15 protein-coding genes and 1 pseudogene are annotated in these 16,726 nt (G+C 46.1%); all 16 read right to left on the bottom strand.

Annotation, left to right across the window (positions count from 1 at the left end; genetic code table 11):
- Positions 1 to 25: 25 nt before the first annotated feature.
- The 16 genes and pseudogenes from carB to argC all read right to left on the bottom strand — a co-directional run bounded on the left by carB (position 26) and on the right by argC (position 16,596).
- The gene (carB, locus tag FFR60_RS09120) at positions 26 to 3,208 is read right to left on the bottom strand and encodes a carbamoyl-phosphate synthase large subunit (RefSeq protein WP_137663903.1); all 3,183 of its coding nucleotides are present in this window, start codon (positions 3,206 to 3,208) and stop codon (positions 26 to 28) included.
- Positions 3,209 to 4,288 (bottom strand): carbamoyl phosphate synthase small subunit, encoded by a 1,080-nt coding sequence (locus tag FFR60_RS09125; protein WP_088932567.1) that lies wholly within the window; start codon positions 4,286 to 4,288, stop codon positions 3,209 to 3,211.
- 4 nt (positions 4,289 to 4,292) lie between these two features.
- Positions 4,293 to 5,573 (bottom strand): dihydroorotase, encoded by a 1,281-nt coding sequence (gene pyrC, locus FFR60_RS09130; protein WP_137663904.1) that lies wholly within the window; start codon positions 5,571 to 5,573, stop codon positions 4,293 to 4,295.
- Positions 5,574 to 5,586: 13 nt separating this feature from the next.
- Positions 5,587 to 6,513: an aspartate carbamoyltransferase catalytic subunit gene (locus FFR60_RS09135; RefSeq protein ID WP_137663905.1), complete on the bottom strand. Its 927-nt coding sequence runs from the start codon at positions 6,511 to 6,513 to the stop codon at positions 5,587 to 5,589.
- A 42-nt stretch (positions 6,514 to 6,555) separates the two neighbouring features.
- Positions 6,556 to 7,827 carry a solute carrier family 23 protein gene (locus FFR60_RS09140; RefSeq protein WP_088932564.1) on the bottom strand — a complete coding sequence of 424 codons (1,272 nt, stop codon included), beginning with the start codon at positions 7,825 to 7,827 and terminating at the stop codon, positions 6,556 to 6,558.
- Positions 7,828 to 7,860: 33 nt separating this feature from the next.
- Positions 7,861 to 8,397, bottom strand: a complete 537-nt coding sequence (gene pyrR, locus FFR60_RS09145) for a bifunctional pyr operon transcriptional regulator/uracil phosphoribosyltransferase PyrR (RefSeq protein WP_088932563.1) — start codon at positions 8,395 to 8,397, stop codon at positions 7,861 to 7,863.
- Positions 8,398 to 8,711: 314 nt separating this feature from the next.
- Positions 8,712 to 9,620, bottom strand: coding sequence for an RluA family pseudouridine synthase (locus tag FFR60_RS09150; protein ID WP_137663906.1), 909 nt, complete (start codon positions 9,618 to 9,620; stop codon positions 8,712 to 8,714).
- Complete coding sequence (lspA, locus tag FFR60_RS09155; protein ID WP_137663907.1) at positions 9,613 to 10,074, bottom strand: signal peptidase II; 462 nt, start codon at positions 10,072 to 10,074, stop codon at positions 9,613 to 9,615. The genes FFR60_RS09150 and lspA overlap by 8 nt, the downstream gene beginning before the upstream one ends.
- A gap of 1 nt (position 10,075) precedes the next feature.
- A complete protein-coding gene (locus FFR60_RS09160; RefSeq protein ID WP_137663908.1) occupies positions 10,076 to 10,777 on the bottom strand; it encodes a CBS domain-containing protein in 702 nt (233 codons plus the stop codon).
- 357 nt (positions 10,778 to 11,134) lie between these two features.
- Positions 11,135 to 11,407 (bottom strand): hypothetical protein, encoded by a 273-nt coding sequence (locus FFR60_RS22940; protein WP_249354977.1) that lies wholly within the window; start codon positions 11,405 to 11,407, stop codon positions 11,135 to 11,137.
- Between the two features lie 33 nt (positions 11,408 to 11,440).
- Positions 11,441 to 11,653 (bottom strand): annotated as a pseudogene (locus FFR60_RS23085) (DUF2922 domain-containing protein); the annotation flags it as partial.
- 38 nt (positions 11,654 to 11,691) lie between these two features.
- Positions 11,692 to 12,075 carry a hypothetical protein gene (locus FFR60_RS09170; protein WP_137663910.1) on the bottom strand — a complete coding sequence of 128 codons (384 nt, stop codon included), beginning with the start codon at positions 12,073 to 12,075 and terminating at the stop codon, positions 11,692 to 11,694.
- Between the two features lie 371 nt (positions 12,076 to 12,446).
- Positions 12,447 to 13,589: an acetylornithine transaminase gene (gene argD / locus FFR60_RS09175; RefSeq protein ID WP_137663911.1), complete on the bottom strand. Its 1,143-nt coding sequence runs from the start codon at positions 13,587 to 13,589 to the stop codon at positions 12,447 to 12,449.
- A complete protein-coding gene (argB, locus tag FFR60_RS09180; RefSeq protein WP_137663912.1) occupies positions 13,586 to 14,335 on the bottom strand; it encodes an acetylglutamate kinase in 750 nt (249 codons plus the stop codon). Before argB ends, argD begins: the two co-directional genes overlap by 4 nt.
- 13 nt (positions 14,336 to 14,348) lie before the next feature.
- Complete coding sequence (gene argJ / locus FFR60_RS09185; RefSeq protein ID WP_137663913.1) at positions 14,349 to 15,542, bottom strand: bifunctional glutamate N-acetyltransferase/amino-acid acetyltransferase ArgJ; 1,194 nt, start codon at positions 15,540 to 15,542, stop codon at positions 14,349 to 14,351.
- 22 nt (positions 15,543 to 15,564) lie between these two features.
- Positions 15,565 to 16,596, bottom strand: coding sequence for an N-acetyl-gamma-glutamyl-phosphate reductase (gene argC, locus FFR60_RS09190; RefSeq protein WP_137663914.1), 1,032 nt, complete (start codon positions 16,594 to 16,596; stop codon positions 15,565 to 15,567).
- Positions 16,597 to 16,726: the final 130 nt, after the last annotated feature.

Raw genomic sequence — 16,726 nt, forward strand, 5'->3', positions numbered from 1 at the left:
TGAAGCATGCTCCACTCTGCGGTAATTAAATTTCTTGGATTGAAAATGCGCGTGATTCCATTACTCGTAAAATAGCATCCGCTGTATCTAGTGAGGTGAACAATGGTACGCCATGCTCGACTGCCTCGCGGCGAATGATAAAGCCGTCTTCTGAAGAGTTTTGGCGGTTCTTGTCCATTGTATTGATCACGACCTGAGCTTTTCCGGTGCGGATCAAATCAATCACGTTGTTGTCATCTGCTTCTGAGATTTTTGCGACTGTTTTAGCGTTCAAGCCATTTTCTTCTAAGAATTTGGCAGTTCCCGCTGTAGCGATCAGGCTGTAACCGACATCCTTGAAGCGTTTGGCTAAGTCTAAGGCTTCGTCTTTGTTCTCGTCTGCGACTGTGAATAGGACTGCTCCGAAATCAGGCAGATGCAAACCAGATGCGGCGAAAGCTTTGTAAAGTGCTTTGGCTAAATTGCGATCGGTTCCCATAACTTCGCCGGTTGATTTCATTTCAGGGCCTAAGTAGGTGTCGACCTTTTGCAGCTTCGTGAAGCTGAAGACGGGTGCTTTCACATGGACCATGTCGCTTTCTGGATACAAGCCATCTTCATAACCTAATTCCTTCAAGCTTTGTCCTAGAATCGCCTTAGTTGCGATCTGCGCCATCGGGATATTTGTGATCTTGCTTAAAAATGGTACTGTTCGGCTGGCCCGCGGATTGACTTCGATCACGAAGACTTCATCGTTGTGGATGACGAACTGAATGTTCATCATACCGATACAGTTCATGCCTAATGCAAGACGGCGTGTGTAATCTTCGATCGTCGCCTTTAACTCGTCTGAGAAGGTTTGAGGCGGATAAACAGCCATCGAGTCGCCGGAGTGAACCCCTGCCCGTTCGATATGCTCCATGATTCCCGGAATCAGAACCGTTTCGCCATCACAAATCGCGTCAACTTCACATTCTTTTCCGATCAAGTAGCGATCGACTAAGACTGGATGTTCTGGTGAAGCTTTTACCGCATGAGCCATATAGTCTTCCAAGTCTGATTGGTTTTCGACGATTTCCATCGCCCGGCCGCCTAGAACGTAGCTTGGACGAACCAAGACTGGATAGCCGATTCTTTCAGCGATTACTACGGCTTCTTTCGCACTTGTCGCTGTATCCCCTGGCGGTTGCGGGATCGATAAGCTTTGCAGCACTTGTTCGAATTGGTCGCGGTCTTCCGCACGGTCTAAATCTTCGATGGTGGTTCCTAAGATTTTCACGCCGCTGTTTACTAACGGTTCCGCTAAGTTGATGGCTGTTTGACCGCCGAATTGAACGATCACGCCGATTGGCTGCTCTAATTCCACGACATTCATGACATCTTCTAGTGTTAATGGTTCGAAGTACAGCTTGTCTGAGACTGAGAAGTCGGTTGAGACGGTCTCGGGATTGCTGTTCATGATGATCGCTTCATAGCCGGCCGCTTGGATCGCTTTTACCGAGTGAACCGTCGCGTAATCGAATTCCACCCCTTGCCCAATCCGGATCGGACCAGAACCTAAGACGAGGACTGATTCCTTGTCTGAGCGGATACTTTCGTTTTCAAATTCATAGGTACTGTAGAAGTACGGCGTTTGAGATTCGAATTCTGCCGCGCAGGTATCGACCATTTTATAGACAGGAACGATTTTTTCTGCGGTACGGAATTCTCGCACTTCGTTAGCGGTCATGCCCCAAAGCTGGGCGATCTTCACGTCCGCAAAGCCGTTTTGCTTGGCTTTTTTCAGTAAATCGACGTCCTTTTTGTTTTGTGCTAATTCGGTTTCCAGTTCAACGATGTGAAGCAGCTTATCTAAGAAGAAAAGATCGACTTTGGTCAGCTCGTTGATCTCTTGGATCGAATAGCCGCGGCGGATCGCTTCTGTTAAGTAGAACAAACGATCATCCTGTGCCTTGACCATTTTTTCTGTTAGCTCGTCGTCAGTGACTTCGCTTAATTCTGGTAATTCCGCGTGGTAAGTCCCGATCTCTAATGAACGAACGGCTTTTAACAGGGATTCTTCGATGTTGCGGCCGATCGCCATGACTTCGCCGGTGGCTTTCATCTGTGTTCCTAATACCCGTTCGCCGCTTTCGAATTTGTCGAAAGGCCAGCGTGGAATCTTCGCAACGACATAGTCCAAAGCTGGTTCGAATTCGGCATAAGTCGTTTCTGTTACCGGATTTTTCATTTCATCTAAGGTAAGTCCAACGGCGATTTTTGCCGCAAGCTTCGCGATTGGATAACCAGTCGCTTTACTTGCTAAGGCTGATGAACGAGAAACCCGTGGATTCACTTCGATCACGTAGTAGTTGAAGCTGTGTGGATCAAGTGCTAACTGCACGTTACAGCCGCCTTCGATTTTCAATGCGCGGATGATCGATAGAGACGCGTCCCGCAGCATTTGGTATTCGTAGTCAGATAAGGTTTGGCTTGGAGCGAATACGATCGAATCTCCCGTGTGGACACCAACTGGGTCGAAGTTTTCCATGTTACAAACTACGATTGCGTTGTCCGCAGAATCCCGCATTACTTCGTATTCGATTTCTTTAAAGCCGGCGATTGATTTTTCAATCAAACATTGAGTAGCTGGTGAAAGCTTCAGGCCGTTTTCAGCGACTGTCCGCAGTTCTTCTTCGTTGTCACACATTCCGCCGCCGGTTCCGCCTAGAGTAAAGGCTGGGCGCACGATAATGGGATAGCCGATCGTGTTGGCAAACGCGACTGCTTCTTCTACTGTGTTGACGATCTCTGATTCAGGGATCGGCTGGTCTAATTCTTCCATTAATTTTTTAAATAGGTCGCGGTCTTCCGCTTGGTCGATCGCTGATAGTTTCGTTCCTAAAAGCTCGATCTTTAATTCATCTAAAATACCTGAGTCGGCTAATTCCATCGCCATGTTCAAGCCGGTTTGTCCGCCTAATGTCGGCAGGATCGCATCGGGCAATTCCTTGCGCAGGATGCGGGAAACAAATTCCAAGGTAATTGGTTCGATATAAACGGTATCCGCGATTTCTCGGTCGGTCATGATGGTTGCCGGATTGGAATTCACCAAGACAACCTCATAACCTTCTTCTTTTAACGCTAAGCAAGCTTGTGTGCCGGCGTAATCAAATTCCGCGGCTTGTCCGATCACGATTGGTCCAGAACCGATCACCATGATCTTTTTAATATCTGTACGTTTTGGCATTTATGCTTGCTCCTTCCATGCATCCATCATTTCCATAAACTCATCAAACAAATGAACTCCGTCATGCGGGCCCGGTGCAGCGTCTGGGTGATACTGAACGCTGAAGGCTGGGTAATTCCGATGACGCACGCCTTCGATCGTGCCGTCGTTGACTTCTACGTGAGTCACCATCAGTTTTTCTGGGTCGATGGTTGTTTCATCTACCGCAAACCCATGATTCTGAGAAGTGAAGTCGATCCGTCCAGTGGCGATCTCTCTAACCGGATGGTTCAATCCGCGGTGGCCGAATTTCATCTTATAGGTATCTGCGCCATTGGCTAATGAGAACAGCTGATGGCCTAGACAGATACCGAAGATCGGCACTTTTCCTTGGATTTGTTTGATCATTTCGATTGCTTCTGGGACGTCTTTGGGATCTCCCGGTCCATTAGTCAGCATCACGCCGTCTGGACAAAGGTCTAGGATCGTTTGGGCGTCCGTATTATAAGGCATCACCGTCAAATTACATTCGCGGCGAGATAATTCTCGTAAAATACTGTGCTTCAAGCCAAAGTCGATGACCACTACATTGCGGCCGACGCCAGGGCTTGGATAAGGGGTAACGGTCGAAACTTGTGCGACTTGGTTCGTTGGCAAGACTGTTGCTTTTAGTTGATCAAACGAGTGCTCCAATTGATCGGCCGGATCAACGATACTGCCTTTCATTGTTCCAACGCTGCGCAATTTCTTCGTTAGTGCTCGGGTATCGATCCCGGCGATTCCCGGAATCCCTTTGCGTTTTAAAAATTCATCGAGTGTCATTTGGTTCCGCCAGTTGCTGGCTAATCGCGCATGCTCTTTGACGATCACGCCTTTACAAGTCGGTGCGATCGATTCATAGTCATCCCGGTTCACTCCGTAGTTTCCTACCATTGGATAAGTGAAGGTAATGATCTGTCCATTGAAACTTTGGTCGGTGATTGTCTCTTGATATCCTGTCATACTTGTAGTGAAGACGACTTCGCCGACAACGTTCGCCTCAGCGCCGAATCCTTCACCTTCAAATACTGTGCCATCTTCTAAAATTAAAAGTCTTTTCAACGTCTTAGTCCTCCTTGTTGTATACCAACTGACCATCCACGAAGGTCATCAGTGTCGCACCCTTGACTGGCCAGCCAGTAAACGGCGTGTTCACTCCTAGTGATGCAAATTTTTTGTCATCGATTTTTTCTTCGTGACTGAGATCAAATACCGCGATATCAGCGGGCTGACCGATGTTTAAAGTGCCAACTGCTAATCCGAAGATTTCCGCTGGTTTGACTGCCATCCAATCGATCACTTGTTCTAATGTAAAGAGTCCTGTTTCAACAAAGTGGGTATAAATTAATTGGAAGGCTGTCTCGCTGCCGACGATCCCGAATGGTGATTTCAAGAAGCTTTGGTTCTTCTCCTCGAAGCCATGTGGTGCATGGTCCGTTGCGATACAGTCGATCGTGCCGTCAAGCAGGCCTTCGATCAGTGCTTCGCGATCGGCTATGCCGCGTAATGGCGGGTTCATCTTCCAGTAGCCATGATCTTCTGGGATATTTTCATCGATCAGGATCAAGTGATGGGGAGATACTTCGGCTGTGACATGTACGCCAGCCTTCTTAGCATCGCGGATCACCCGCACACTCTCTTTGGTGGATACGTGGCAGACATGGTAATGAACGCCGGTTTCTTCTGCCAAGATCAAGTCTCTGGCGATTTGTGAGGATTCGGTCGCGCTTAAAATGCCGGGCAGATCCAGTTTTTCGCTGATCTCGCCTTTGTGCATCACGCCGCCGAATAATAAGGATTCATCTTCGGTATGAGCGACTAGTGCCATATCATTTTCAGCAGCTTCCTTCATTGCCAAGTACATTGTGCCAGCTGTCTGCACGCCTACTCCGTCGTTGGTGAAGGCGAAGGCTCCAGCGGCTTTCAAGCCTTTTTGATCGGTTAGGGTTTCGCTGCGCAGCTCTTCGGTGATGGGTGCGTATTGATGTACCTTCACTACTGCGTCTTTTTCAATAATCGCTTTGACGTCGTTGAATTTTTCCACGGTGTCAGGAACTGGGTCTAAATTAGGCATCGCACAGACTGTTGTGTAGCCGCCGCGAGCTGCCGCTTTTGAGCCGTCCTTGATGGTTTCTTTATAAGTAAAGCCTGGTTCTCGTAAATGAACATGAACATCAACTAAACCTGGTGTGACTAGTTGATTCTTCGCGTCGTACACTTGATCAAACGTCATGTCTGAAAAATCTTTGCCAATGCCTGCGATAATGCCGTCTTCCAGCCAAAGGTCGCATGTGATTGTTTGATTGTCTTTTGTTACGATCTTGCCATTTTTAATTAATGTTTTCATTTTATCTGCCCCTTTACGATTTTCCTCTAAGTACTGCTTCTAAAATTGCCATCCGAATAAACACGCCGTTGGTCATTTGTGGAACGATCCGTGATTGCAGGCTTTCCACTAGGCTGTCAGCGATCTCGACGTCACGATTGACTGGTGCGGGATGCATGATGATCGCCCGGTCTTTTAATTGCTTGCCGCGTTCAATCGTTAAGCCGTATTTCTCGTGATATTCTTCCTTTGAAAAGCTTTCCTGTCCGTCGTGACGTTCGTGCTGTACGCGTAAAAGCATCATGACATCCACTTCTGGTACAAGCTCATCTAATGGTCGATAGGTGCCGTACACATCAAAGCTGTCGTCGTACCATTCCTCTGGTCCGGAGAAAAAGACCTCCGCACCAAGGCGTTTCAGCATTTGCATGTTGGATTTTGCTACGCGGGAATGAGTAATGTCTCCTGCGATGGCGACCTTCAAGCCCGAAAAGCGGCCGAACTCTTGATAAATGGTCATCAGGTCCAGCAAGCACTGTGTCGGATGCTGTCCACTGCCGTCGCCGCCGTTGACGATCGAGCATTGGATCGTCTTGCTTTGGATCAACTCGTCATAGTAATTTTCATCCCCGTGGCGAATGACCGCGACATCCACACCTAAAGCCGACATCGTCAGAACAGTGTCATATAAGGTCTCGCCCTTTTGGACTGAGCTTGTTTTAGCGTCAAAGTCAATCACATCTAGTCCGAGTTTTTTTTCTGCGACTTCAAAACTCTTGTGGGTGCGGGTGCTGTTTTCAAAGAAAAGATTAGAGACAAAATATTGGTCCTTGTGGGGTGTCCAGCGCGCACCTTGTTTGAATTGCTGCGCACGGCGAATCAGTCCCATCACCTCTTGATCGGTCAAGGCTTCCACCGTCAATAAATGCTTCAGACTAATTTCCTCAGACTGGATGATCATGAAATTTCCTCCTTTAATTCCTAGATAAAAACATTTGCTTAGCTATTTCTCACTGCGTGCCGTTTCTGGCAGGATCAGGTTCAAGATGATTCCTAAGACTGTTGCTAGTGCCATCGCGGATAAGGTAAAGGTACCTGCTTCGAATACCAAGCCGCCGATACCGATGACTAAGATCGTTGAAGCGATCAGTAAATTCTTTTTACGGTCAAAGTCGATCTTGTTTTCGATCAAAATCTTCAACCCGCTGGCTGCGATTACTCCAAAAAGGATAAAGCTGATGCCTGAGATTACTGGACCAGGAATACTTAGGATCAAGGCGCTCAGCTTGCCGACAAAGCCCAGCAAGACTGCGAAGACTGCTGCTCCGCCGATGACGAAGACGCTGTGAACCCGTGTAATCGCAAGTACGCCGATGTTTTCGCCGTAGCTGGTTACCGGAGGTCCGCCGACCAAGCCTGCGACGATCTGTGCTAGTCCGTCGCCCATCAGAGTGCGATCCAAACCTGGGTCTTCAAAGAAGTTTCGTTTGGTTAATTTATTCAATACCATCAAGTGGCCGATATGTTCCGTCATTGTTACAAAAGCGATCGGTGCCATGGTAGTGATTGCGTTGACATACAGTTTTGGCTGATAGCTGACAAATGGCACGCTGAATGCCGGCATCGCCAACCATTTTGCTTCGATGATCGGTTGATAATCGATGATGCCGAAGAGCATTGCTGTGACATAGCCGCCGACGATTCCTAACAGAATCGGGATCAAGCCTAAGAAGCCGGTGAAGAACATATTGAAGAAAATCGTCAAGGCTAAGGTGATCAAAGCGACCATTACATATTTGAAGCTGTATACGCCGTTGTTGTACATCGCGTTTTGCGCTGCATTGCTGGCTAGACCTAAGCCGATAACCATTACGACTGGTCCAACAACGATCGGCGGCAAGATTTTATCTAGCCAGCCGGAGCCGATTTTTCTAATAATGAAGGAAACGATCAGGTAAACCAAGCCGCAGGTCAAAGCCCCTTGCGCGACTGCCGGATAACCGTCACTTTTCATCAATAATTTCATCGCCGCGATAAAGGCGAAGCTGCTGCCTAGGTAAGCGGGGATTTTGCCTTTAGTGACTGTCAGGTAAACTAAGGTTCCTAATCCTGAGCTGACTAATGCGATACTTGGGTTGATGCCGACTAAGATCGGTACTAAGACCGTCGCGCCGAACATCGTGAATAAATGCTGAATACTTAAGCCGACCCAGTGACCTGCACTTGGGCGATCGTGAATATCTAAAACAACGTCATCATTGTGAAACTCTTCCATCAAACTTCCTCTTTCTAGTGTCTAAACAGTTATTTAATCTTCTTTTTGGATCAAGATGCGATCTTGTCCATCATTTTCTTCCATTTCAACTACGATCTCTTCGGTTAATGCCGTTGGGATGTTTTTCCCTACGTAGTCTGCGCGGATCGGTAATTCGCGATGGCCGCGGTCAACTAAGACGGCTAATGAGATGCGGTTAGGACGTCCCAAGTCGATCACAGCGTCCAGTGCTGCGCGGATCGTTCTGCCGGTGAACAATACGTCGTCGACTAAGATCACTTCTTTGCCTTCGATCGAAAAAGGAATGTCTGAAGAGTGCAATTCAGGCTCTGCTTCTGAAACCTTCACGTCATCACGGTACAAAGTGATATCCAACTCGCCAACCGGGACATCGATGTGCTCCAATTGCTTTAGGCGTTCTGCGATTCGTTGTGCGATAAAGATCCCGCGAGTTTTGATCCCGATCAAGACAATATCCTGAACCCCTTTGTTTCGTTCGATGATCTCGTAGGTGATACGAGTCAACGCACGCTTCATTGTTACCTCATCTACAACCTCTTTTTTATACATCCTGTTTCCTCCTTATTCTTTATATCGAAAGGCTGATCGAACTCGTTCAGCTTATCGCCGAAAAAAGCGAGTTTGTAAAGCCAGACATGGTTAACGCTGTTCATTTAGTTTGTGTAAGAATATAAAAAAACTCCTACCCGTAATCAGGTAGGAGGAATGTTATCGACTTCGTCAAAATGATAGTGTTCACCTAGGCGCACCTAGTCCAAACCACTATCTACTTCCTTCTTAGCCTCACGGGACTACTCTTAAAGGATCAATATTCAGTTATTTATTTCTTACTACAGACACTATACTATTCCTTATTTAAGAAATCAATCTTTTTCTTTTAACTGCTTCAAAGTTTTTTTGAAAATCTCCGGCAGCGGCGCTTCAAAGACCATCATTTCGCCGGTTGTCGGATGTTCAAAGCCTAATAATTTTGCATGGAGAAATTGGCCGTTGCCCTTTAAGGTTTTCTTTGGCCCATATAATGGGTCGCCTGCGACTGGATAGCCGATGTATTGCATGTGGACTCTGATTTGGTGCGTACGTCCCGTTTCCAGCTGCAATTCGATCAAGGTATAGCCTTCAAAACGCTGCAGCACTTCAAAGTGTGTCACTGCCGGCTTTCCGCCTTCGATGACTGCCTGCATTTTACGATTGACCTTTGAACGGCCGATCGGTGCTTCGATCCGTCCCTTTTCATGAGGGATCTCGCCATGAACCAGCGCCACGTATTTTCTCAAAGAAGTTTTATCCTTTAACTGCTTGGCTAACGACTCATGAGCCCGATCGTTTTTCGCCACCATTAATAAACCGGAAGTATCCTTGTCGATCCGATGCACGATCCCTGGTCGAACCACATCATTAATAGTAGAAAGATTTTTGATTTGATACAACAAGCCATTGACCAGGGTGCCATTGGGATGTCCCGCGGAAGGATGAACGACCATGCCCTGCGGTTTATTTATCACAACGACATCCTCATCCTCATAAACGATTTCCAAATCCAGATTTTCCGGTACCAGATCTAATTCCTCCGGTGCTGGAATCTCGATCAGAATCTTGTCGCCGGCGCTGACCTTATAATTGGCTTTAACAGCTTTGCCGTCGATGGAAACACACTGTTCCTTGATCCATTGCTGAATCTGGGAACGAGAATAATCGGCCAAGCGGTCATTCAAGGCCTTATCGATCCGCCCTGTTTCATCTTTTATAATAATTTCAATTTGATTATCCATTTTTCTTTTCTCTCTCATCTAATAGAATGTAAATAAATATCATGATCACACCGGCTACCAGTGCCATGTCTGCGATATTAAAAATCGGGAAATTAATGAAATCCAAGCGGAACATATCCACCACATAGCCTAAACGGAAACGATCGATGAAGTTGCCGATCGCCCCAGCCAAAAAGAAACTCAAGCCGATCGTCAGCCACTTGCTTTCATTTAAATGTTTGACTAAGTAATAAAGCACCGCAACGACTGCTACGATTGTAATCACGATAAAAAATATCTGCTGGCCTTCAAATAGACTAAAGGCTCCGCCGGTATTGCGAATGTGCGTCAGTGATAAAACCTTGGGAATGATCGTTTGACTATCGCCAAAATTGTATTGGCCGACGATCCACCATTTGAACCACTGATCCAGCGCGATGATTCCCGCGCTGATTAATAAATAAATGACTAACAACTTATTGCTTCCCTTCTTGTGTATAAATATCGCGCGGACGAATGATCCCCAACAGGTTGCCGTCGGAATTGCCGTCTTTTGTAATCAAGATCGCCTCCAACACCCCTTCTGTTTGGAACATTTTTTCCACCTCAGAAACCTTTGTATCGGCTGAAACAAACTTGAAATTGACGCGCTTGCCGTTTGCCAGCAATAAATCCTCAGCCACACGGCCTTTGAGATTGACCGAACCGCTCAAACTAGCCTGAGCAAAGTAAAACCCGATCGTCCGCAGCGTAATCAGCCCCATGAATTTTCCCGAATCATAAAGGGGGAACTGTGAATAGCGCTTCTCGGTAATGATCTTCATGATCTCGACTAACGGCAGATCGCGTTCAAAGCCGGTCACTTTTTTCTCGAATCGCGGCAATACTTTTTCCGGCCGCAATAGATTTTCTTCAATTTGTTTGATCCGTTCAACAGCCCATTCATTAGGTTCGGCGATCACAAAATCATCCGCCACCTGATCATGGACGATGGCATTTCGCAGCTGCGCCAGCTGCAGCAAATCATTTTCACTTCCGCCGATCAGGTTGTCCCGCCGTTTCGATAACCGACGGACCGCTTCACTAAAGCTCATATTAGCAGGACTGCCTAACTGACGCTTCAATTCCTTTTCGATCCGATTAAATGTGCTTAAAAAAATGTCTGCCCGTTCTCCCATTCGGCCGCTCCTTTATCCAAATTGATGCGTGAATATACGCTTACGATCAAAAACTTTATAAAACAACGCCATAGAATCTAGCCAACAGCGATAGCTCCAGTATAAGTGAAAAAAAGCGTCAAGGAAAGTCTTAGCTATAGGAAAAAAGAAATGTGCCTGTTCAGGACTGAAAATAGACAGGCACGACAAATAGCCCGCCGATTTGGCAGGCTTAAAAAATAGTTCCAGCTTTTCAGAATTAATTGACCGCGGATTAGAGAGTGTCTGCTTTATACCAACGTTGGATTTTCGATAAGACAGACATTTAAATAATGGCGGTTTGTTGAAAATTAAAATAATTCCCTCAATCACGGTCAATTATTCTTCGATGCGCTCGATCACGGTAAAGACATTGCCTTCCCGCCATGCGTCTAGCACCTGAGGATTCTCCGGCAGACAAGCATTCAGCAGTTCGGCGATTTCCTCATCCTTCAATTGACGCGGATCGATCCTTGCTGGCAGTTCGATTTTTCGCACTACGATTCCAGGTTCTGGGCGTTCTTCTGTAAGGATCAAGTCTTCCGGGACTCGCAGCAGGACTTCATCTGCCTCTTTTACTCCGGCTGCTGCTTGAAGCGCCGCATCATCCAATTCCGGATCTCGTCTATCGTAAAACACTTGGTCCGTGGTTTCGACAAACTTCGCCCCTGCCGCTTTCTTGAACGAACCTACACCGTCTTTTTCAAACAGATCAACGATCGCTAGTTTTGCTAGTGAAGCCTTGATTTCTTCTGCCGATACATCCTGCTTGATCCTTCTGATGCTGAAACGGTGGGATTTTCCGTTACTTTTCTCAAATTTGACCGCCAGTCGGACTTTTTTAGACTCTTTTATGATGCCTCCTCCTTTCTTTTAGGTTTTTTAAAGAATCAGCTTCATGAGCCGACTAATCCTTCCAAGGGTGTTTCGCTGAATAACGATTTTAGTTTTTTAAGATTATCTGCGACAAAGTCTTTAATCGAAAACAGCTTCAATGACAAGCTTCTCGCTTCTTTAGTATCGAAATAATCTTCAAAGAAAACGTAGAACTTGCGCAATAGACGGCTGGATTTCGCTGTCATGAAAATATGGCGCACCAGATCCTTCAGCATAAAAGCAAAGTCGTCTTCTGTCAGGTCTTCTCGGACTTGCAGCACCAGCAGAATTTCTAAAGTTTCCTTGATATCTCCTGTTGTGCGAAAGTGTGCATCAATGCGTTTTTCTAAGGTCTTCCGTTTTAATGAAAATAGTTGCCGCTCGTTTAATAAATGCTCTTCCATCAATTTTCCTCCTTTTCTGTTTAATAGAATCTATATAAAAGTTTTCGCTATTGGCCTTCCATTGCTGCGCGCAGTGCAATCGAGACTGAATAGTGTCCTACTATTGTTGTTTATTAGTTGATAATGATTCGTACTTGAATAAACCATAGCCTATTTTTAAATCGCTTTCACTCCAAAAAGTTAATATGATATTAAATATAATAATCGGTCATGCTCGAATCGTAGATTTATCAAGCACAATTAAGGTTCAAAATAGTAAAAAAATTTAGAATTTTGTCCATATTTCCTTTACCTTTCTAATAACATACGTAAAAAATCCTCAATGCTCTGAAAAGCATCAAGGACTTTTTACGTATTTTGCTTTAAATTCGCTAATTTGACAGCACTGCTTGAATGATTTCGACGCCGTCTGCTAGTTCATCCTGACTGATGGTCAGCGGCGGTAATAATCTGAGGACATTCTTGCCCGCTTTAATGGCTAACAGCTTGTGGGCCTTCAGTTCTTGGATCGTCTGCTGCAGTGTTTCGGCTGAATCTAGCTCGATTCCAATCATTAGTCCTTTGCCCCGCACATCGAGGACTTTTTCGGAAGTGGCTATCAGCTTGGTCAATTCCGCTTTTAAATAGTTGCCCTTCTTGGCGACTGCCGCCAGAAATTCTGGTTGATTGATCTCAGAAACGACAGCATCCGCCACCTTCATCGCCAGATTGTTCCCGCCAAAGGTTGTTCCGTGAGAACCGGGACCAAAGGCTTCAGCCAGGCCGCTCTTCCCTAGCATCGCACCCACGGGAATCCCATTGGCTAAAGCTTTGGCAATAGTGATGATATCCGGCTCGATCTGATACGCTTCAAAGGCGAAGAAGGTTCCTGTTCTTCCCATCCCCGTTTGAATCTCATCAATGATCAGCAAGCTGCCGTTTTCTTTACATAATGCAGCCACACCCTGAAGCCATTCTTTCTCTGCTGGAATGATCCCGCCCTCGCCTTGGATGACCTCCAGCATGACTGCAGCCACCTCTTCATTTAAGTGCTGCTTCAACGGTTCAAGCTGATTATAAGGTAGATACTCAAAGCCCCCGACGATTGGGAAAAAGCCTGCCTGTAATGCCGGCTGCCCCGTCGCACTCAATGCGCCATAGGTTCGTCCATGGAATGATTGCTCAAAGCTTAAAATTTTTGAACGTCCGGTGGCTTTTCTGGCTAATTTGATCGCCGCTTCATTCGCTTCGGTGCCGCTATTACAGAAAAATGCCAAGTAATCTTTGCCCATCGTCAATTTTTCAGCGACCTTTTCTTGCAGATTACTCGTGTACAAGTTGGAGCTGTGCCAAATTTTTTCTGACTGCTCAGATAATGCCTGCATCACTTTCGGATGATGATGGCCTAGATTGCTGACGGCGATCCCGCTCATAAAATCTAAATATTTCGTCCCATTTTGATCGAAAACATAGCTGCCGGATCCGTCTACTAAGTCGATTTCGTCACGGGCGTAATTTGGGAACAAGTGGCTCATGCAAAGACCTCCTCCTTTGTGATGACAGTACCTGCCTTTTCAATGCAATTCGTGATATGGACCTCTGACACTCCGTTTTCTAAGGCGTTGATGGCGCTGTTGATCTTAGGAATCATTCCGCCGGTGATCACTTCTTCATTTTTCAGTTCTTCCACTTCAGCGATTGAGAGTTTTTCAAGCCACTCGCCGGCTTGCTTCACCCCAGGCACATCTGTCAGCAAATACAAGGCCTCTGCCCCGACTTCTTCGGCGATCTTGCAGGCAGTGTCATCCGCATTGACGTTCAGCCATTGACCGCTGCTGGTCATCCCTAACGGAGCGATGATGGGAATGTAATTTCGATATAGCACGCCTTCAATAGCTGCGGGATTGACCTCAGTAATTTCACCAACATAGCCGAGTTTTTCCTGATCGATGAATTTTCCTTGAATCATATTGTCGCTGGAAGCGTTCAGACCGATCGTCGCAAAGCCCTGCTGCTGGAATAAGGTTGTGATCGTCGGCTGAACCTGTCCGATCAACACCATTTGTGTAATTTTTAACGCCTGCTCAGTCGTTACCCGCAAGCCCTCTTTGATCGTCACCGGAATGTTCAAACGTTCCATCATTTCAGTGATATAATAGCCGCCGCCATGGACGACAATGATCTCATGTCCGGCAGTCTGCCATTCTTCGATCTGCTGAAAAAAGCTCTGTGTTAGATTATCACTGGCAACGCCGCCGATTTTTACTACAATTTTCCCCATAATGCTTCGCTCCTTACGTATGATACAAGGCATTCACTTCGACATATTTATACGTCAAATCACAGCCCCATGCTTTTCCGCTTTGTGCGCCGATGTTTAAATCAACGGTGATACAAATTTTTTCTTTTTCCAGCGTTTGCTTCATGATTACTTCGTCAAAGCTCTGCGGCTGGCTGTGCTTCAATAATTGTTGGTCGCCGATCCACATATCGATCTTTTCAGGATCAGTATGAGAGCCGGCATAGCCTACCGCACAAATGATTCGTCCCCAGTTCGGGTCTTCGCCGAACATCGCCGTTTTCACTAAACTGGACCCTACGACCTTTTTCGCCACCAAACGCGCTTCCGTTTCATTAAGGGCGCCGACTACTTGGACTTCGATTAATTTAGTGGCTCCTTCGCCGTCTTTGGCGATCATCTTAGCTAATGTCTCACTGACTAGCTGAAACATCGCTAAAAATTTAGTATAAGCATCTGTATTTTTTTCGATCACAGGATTCTCTGCTAAGCCGTTAGCAAGGACTAAGACCATATCGTTGGTAGATGTATCACCGTCAACAGTGATTTGGTTGAAGGTCGTTTCGGTTTTATCCGCTAAGATTTCCTGTAATAAGTCTTCTGAAATTTGCGCGTCAGTCGTAACGAAGGCCAGCATCGTCGCCATATTCGGATGGATCATGCCCGATCCTTTCGCGACTCCAGCCATTGTTACCGTCTGACCATTGATTTCTTCGGTCACAACAATTTCTTTTGTAGCCGTATCGGTAGTCAAGATCGCTTGATGGAACGCATAAGGTTCTTGGTGCTGCAGATCGATCTGATTGATTCCAGCTTCGATCGTTTCCATCGGCAGCTGCTTTCCGATCACACCCGTTGATGCGACCGCCACCGTATCTTTTGCGATTTTCAGATGTGCTGCGGTTAAGGCCTGCATCTCCTGTGCATTCGCCAAACCAATTTTACCGGTACACGCATTGGCTACTCCGGAATTAACTACGACTGCTTGGATTTTTTGATCAGCCATCGCTTCTTTAGTTACGTAAATCGGTGCCGCCTTGACCTGATTGGTCGTATAGACCGCCGCGGCATTGGCAGGAACCTCTGAATAAATGACTCCGAGATCCTTCTTTTCTTTTTTTAAGCCTGCATGTAAGCCAGTGGCTGAGAAGCCTTTAGGACTGGCGATTGTTCCTTCGATGATTTGCATATTCTTCACACTCCGACATTTTTTATGGATAAATAGGTACGAGGCTCAATCCGGTGGTTTCCGGCCAGCCCGCTAAATGATTCAAGTTATGGACTGCCTGACCGGCGGCCCCCTTGACTAAATTGTCTAATACGGTAACGACGGTGATGATATTGGTCACTTCGTTATAGGCGACCCCAATATCACAGAAGTTTGAGCCGATGATCTGACGCAGGTTAGGATAAACATTTTGCTCCTGCACGCGGATAAAAGGCTTCGCTTGATAAAAGCTTCGGTAGACCTGCCAGAGCTGCTCTTGAGTCAGCTTTTCTTTGCTTCTAGCATAGGTGGTGATAAAAATTCCCCGCGTCACCGGAATCAGTGAAGTAGAAAATTGAATCGCTGGAATGCTTTGATCCCATTTTTGCAATTGCTGCATGATCTCTGGAATGTGTTGATGGCTATTCATTTTGTAAAGTGTCATATTTTCATTACAGTTCACGAAATGACTGGCTTCCGATAGATTTTTCCCTGCTCCTGATAAGCCGGACTTTGCGTCAACAATGATCGAATCTGTCTCAATCAGCTCTTGTCCAACTAATGGCGCTAATGATAATAACGTCCCTGTGGCATAACAGCCGGGATTAGCGATCAGCTTTGAAGTCGGTTTTGAATAAAAATCAGCCAACCCATAATGAGCATTTTGTAAAAAGTCAAAAGGTGCGCTTGAATTTTTATACCATTTTTCATACTGTCCATCTGTTTTTAATCGAAAATCTCCGGATAAGTCGATGATGGGAAAATCGGCTTCAACAAAAGCTGTGGCGATTTCCTTTGAGATCCCAGATGGAGTAGCGAAAAAGACCAGCTCTGCCTTTGCCATGATCGCTGCTGAATTGATCGGTTCTAAAGGAAGGTCTAATAATTGCTTAAGATGCGGCAAGTATTCAGCGATCTCTTTGCCGTTTTGTGAATGACTGTGGATCGAGACGATCTCTACCTTCGGATGCTGCAGCAAGAGCCGAACCAGCTCGATGCCGCTGTAGCCTGTCACTCCAATAATCGAAACTTTCATATTAACCCCTCCTTGCAATTGTATAATAATACGATTAGAATGCTGCTATTTCTGATGATTATACGTTGTGTGTTTATACAAGTCAATGGTTTTTTATAAATAAATTCGTGAATATTCGAAATAATATGCA

Source organism: Enterococcus hulanensis (assembly GCF_005405485.1).
GTDB classification, from domain to species: domain Bacteria; phylum Bacillota; class Bacilli; order Lactobacillales; family Enterococcaceae; genus Enterococcus_A; species Enterococcus_A hulanensis.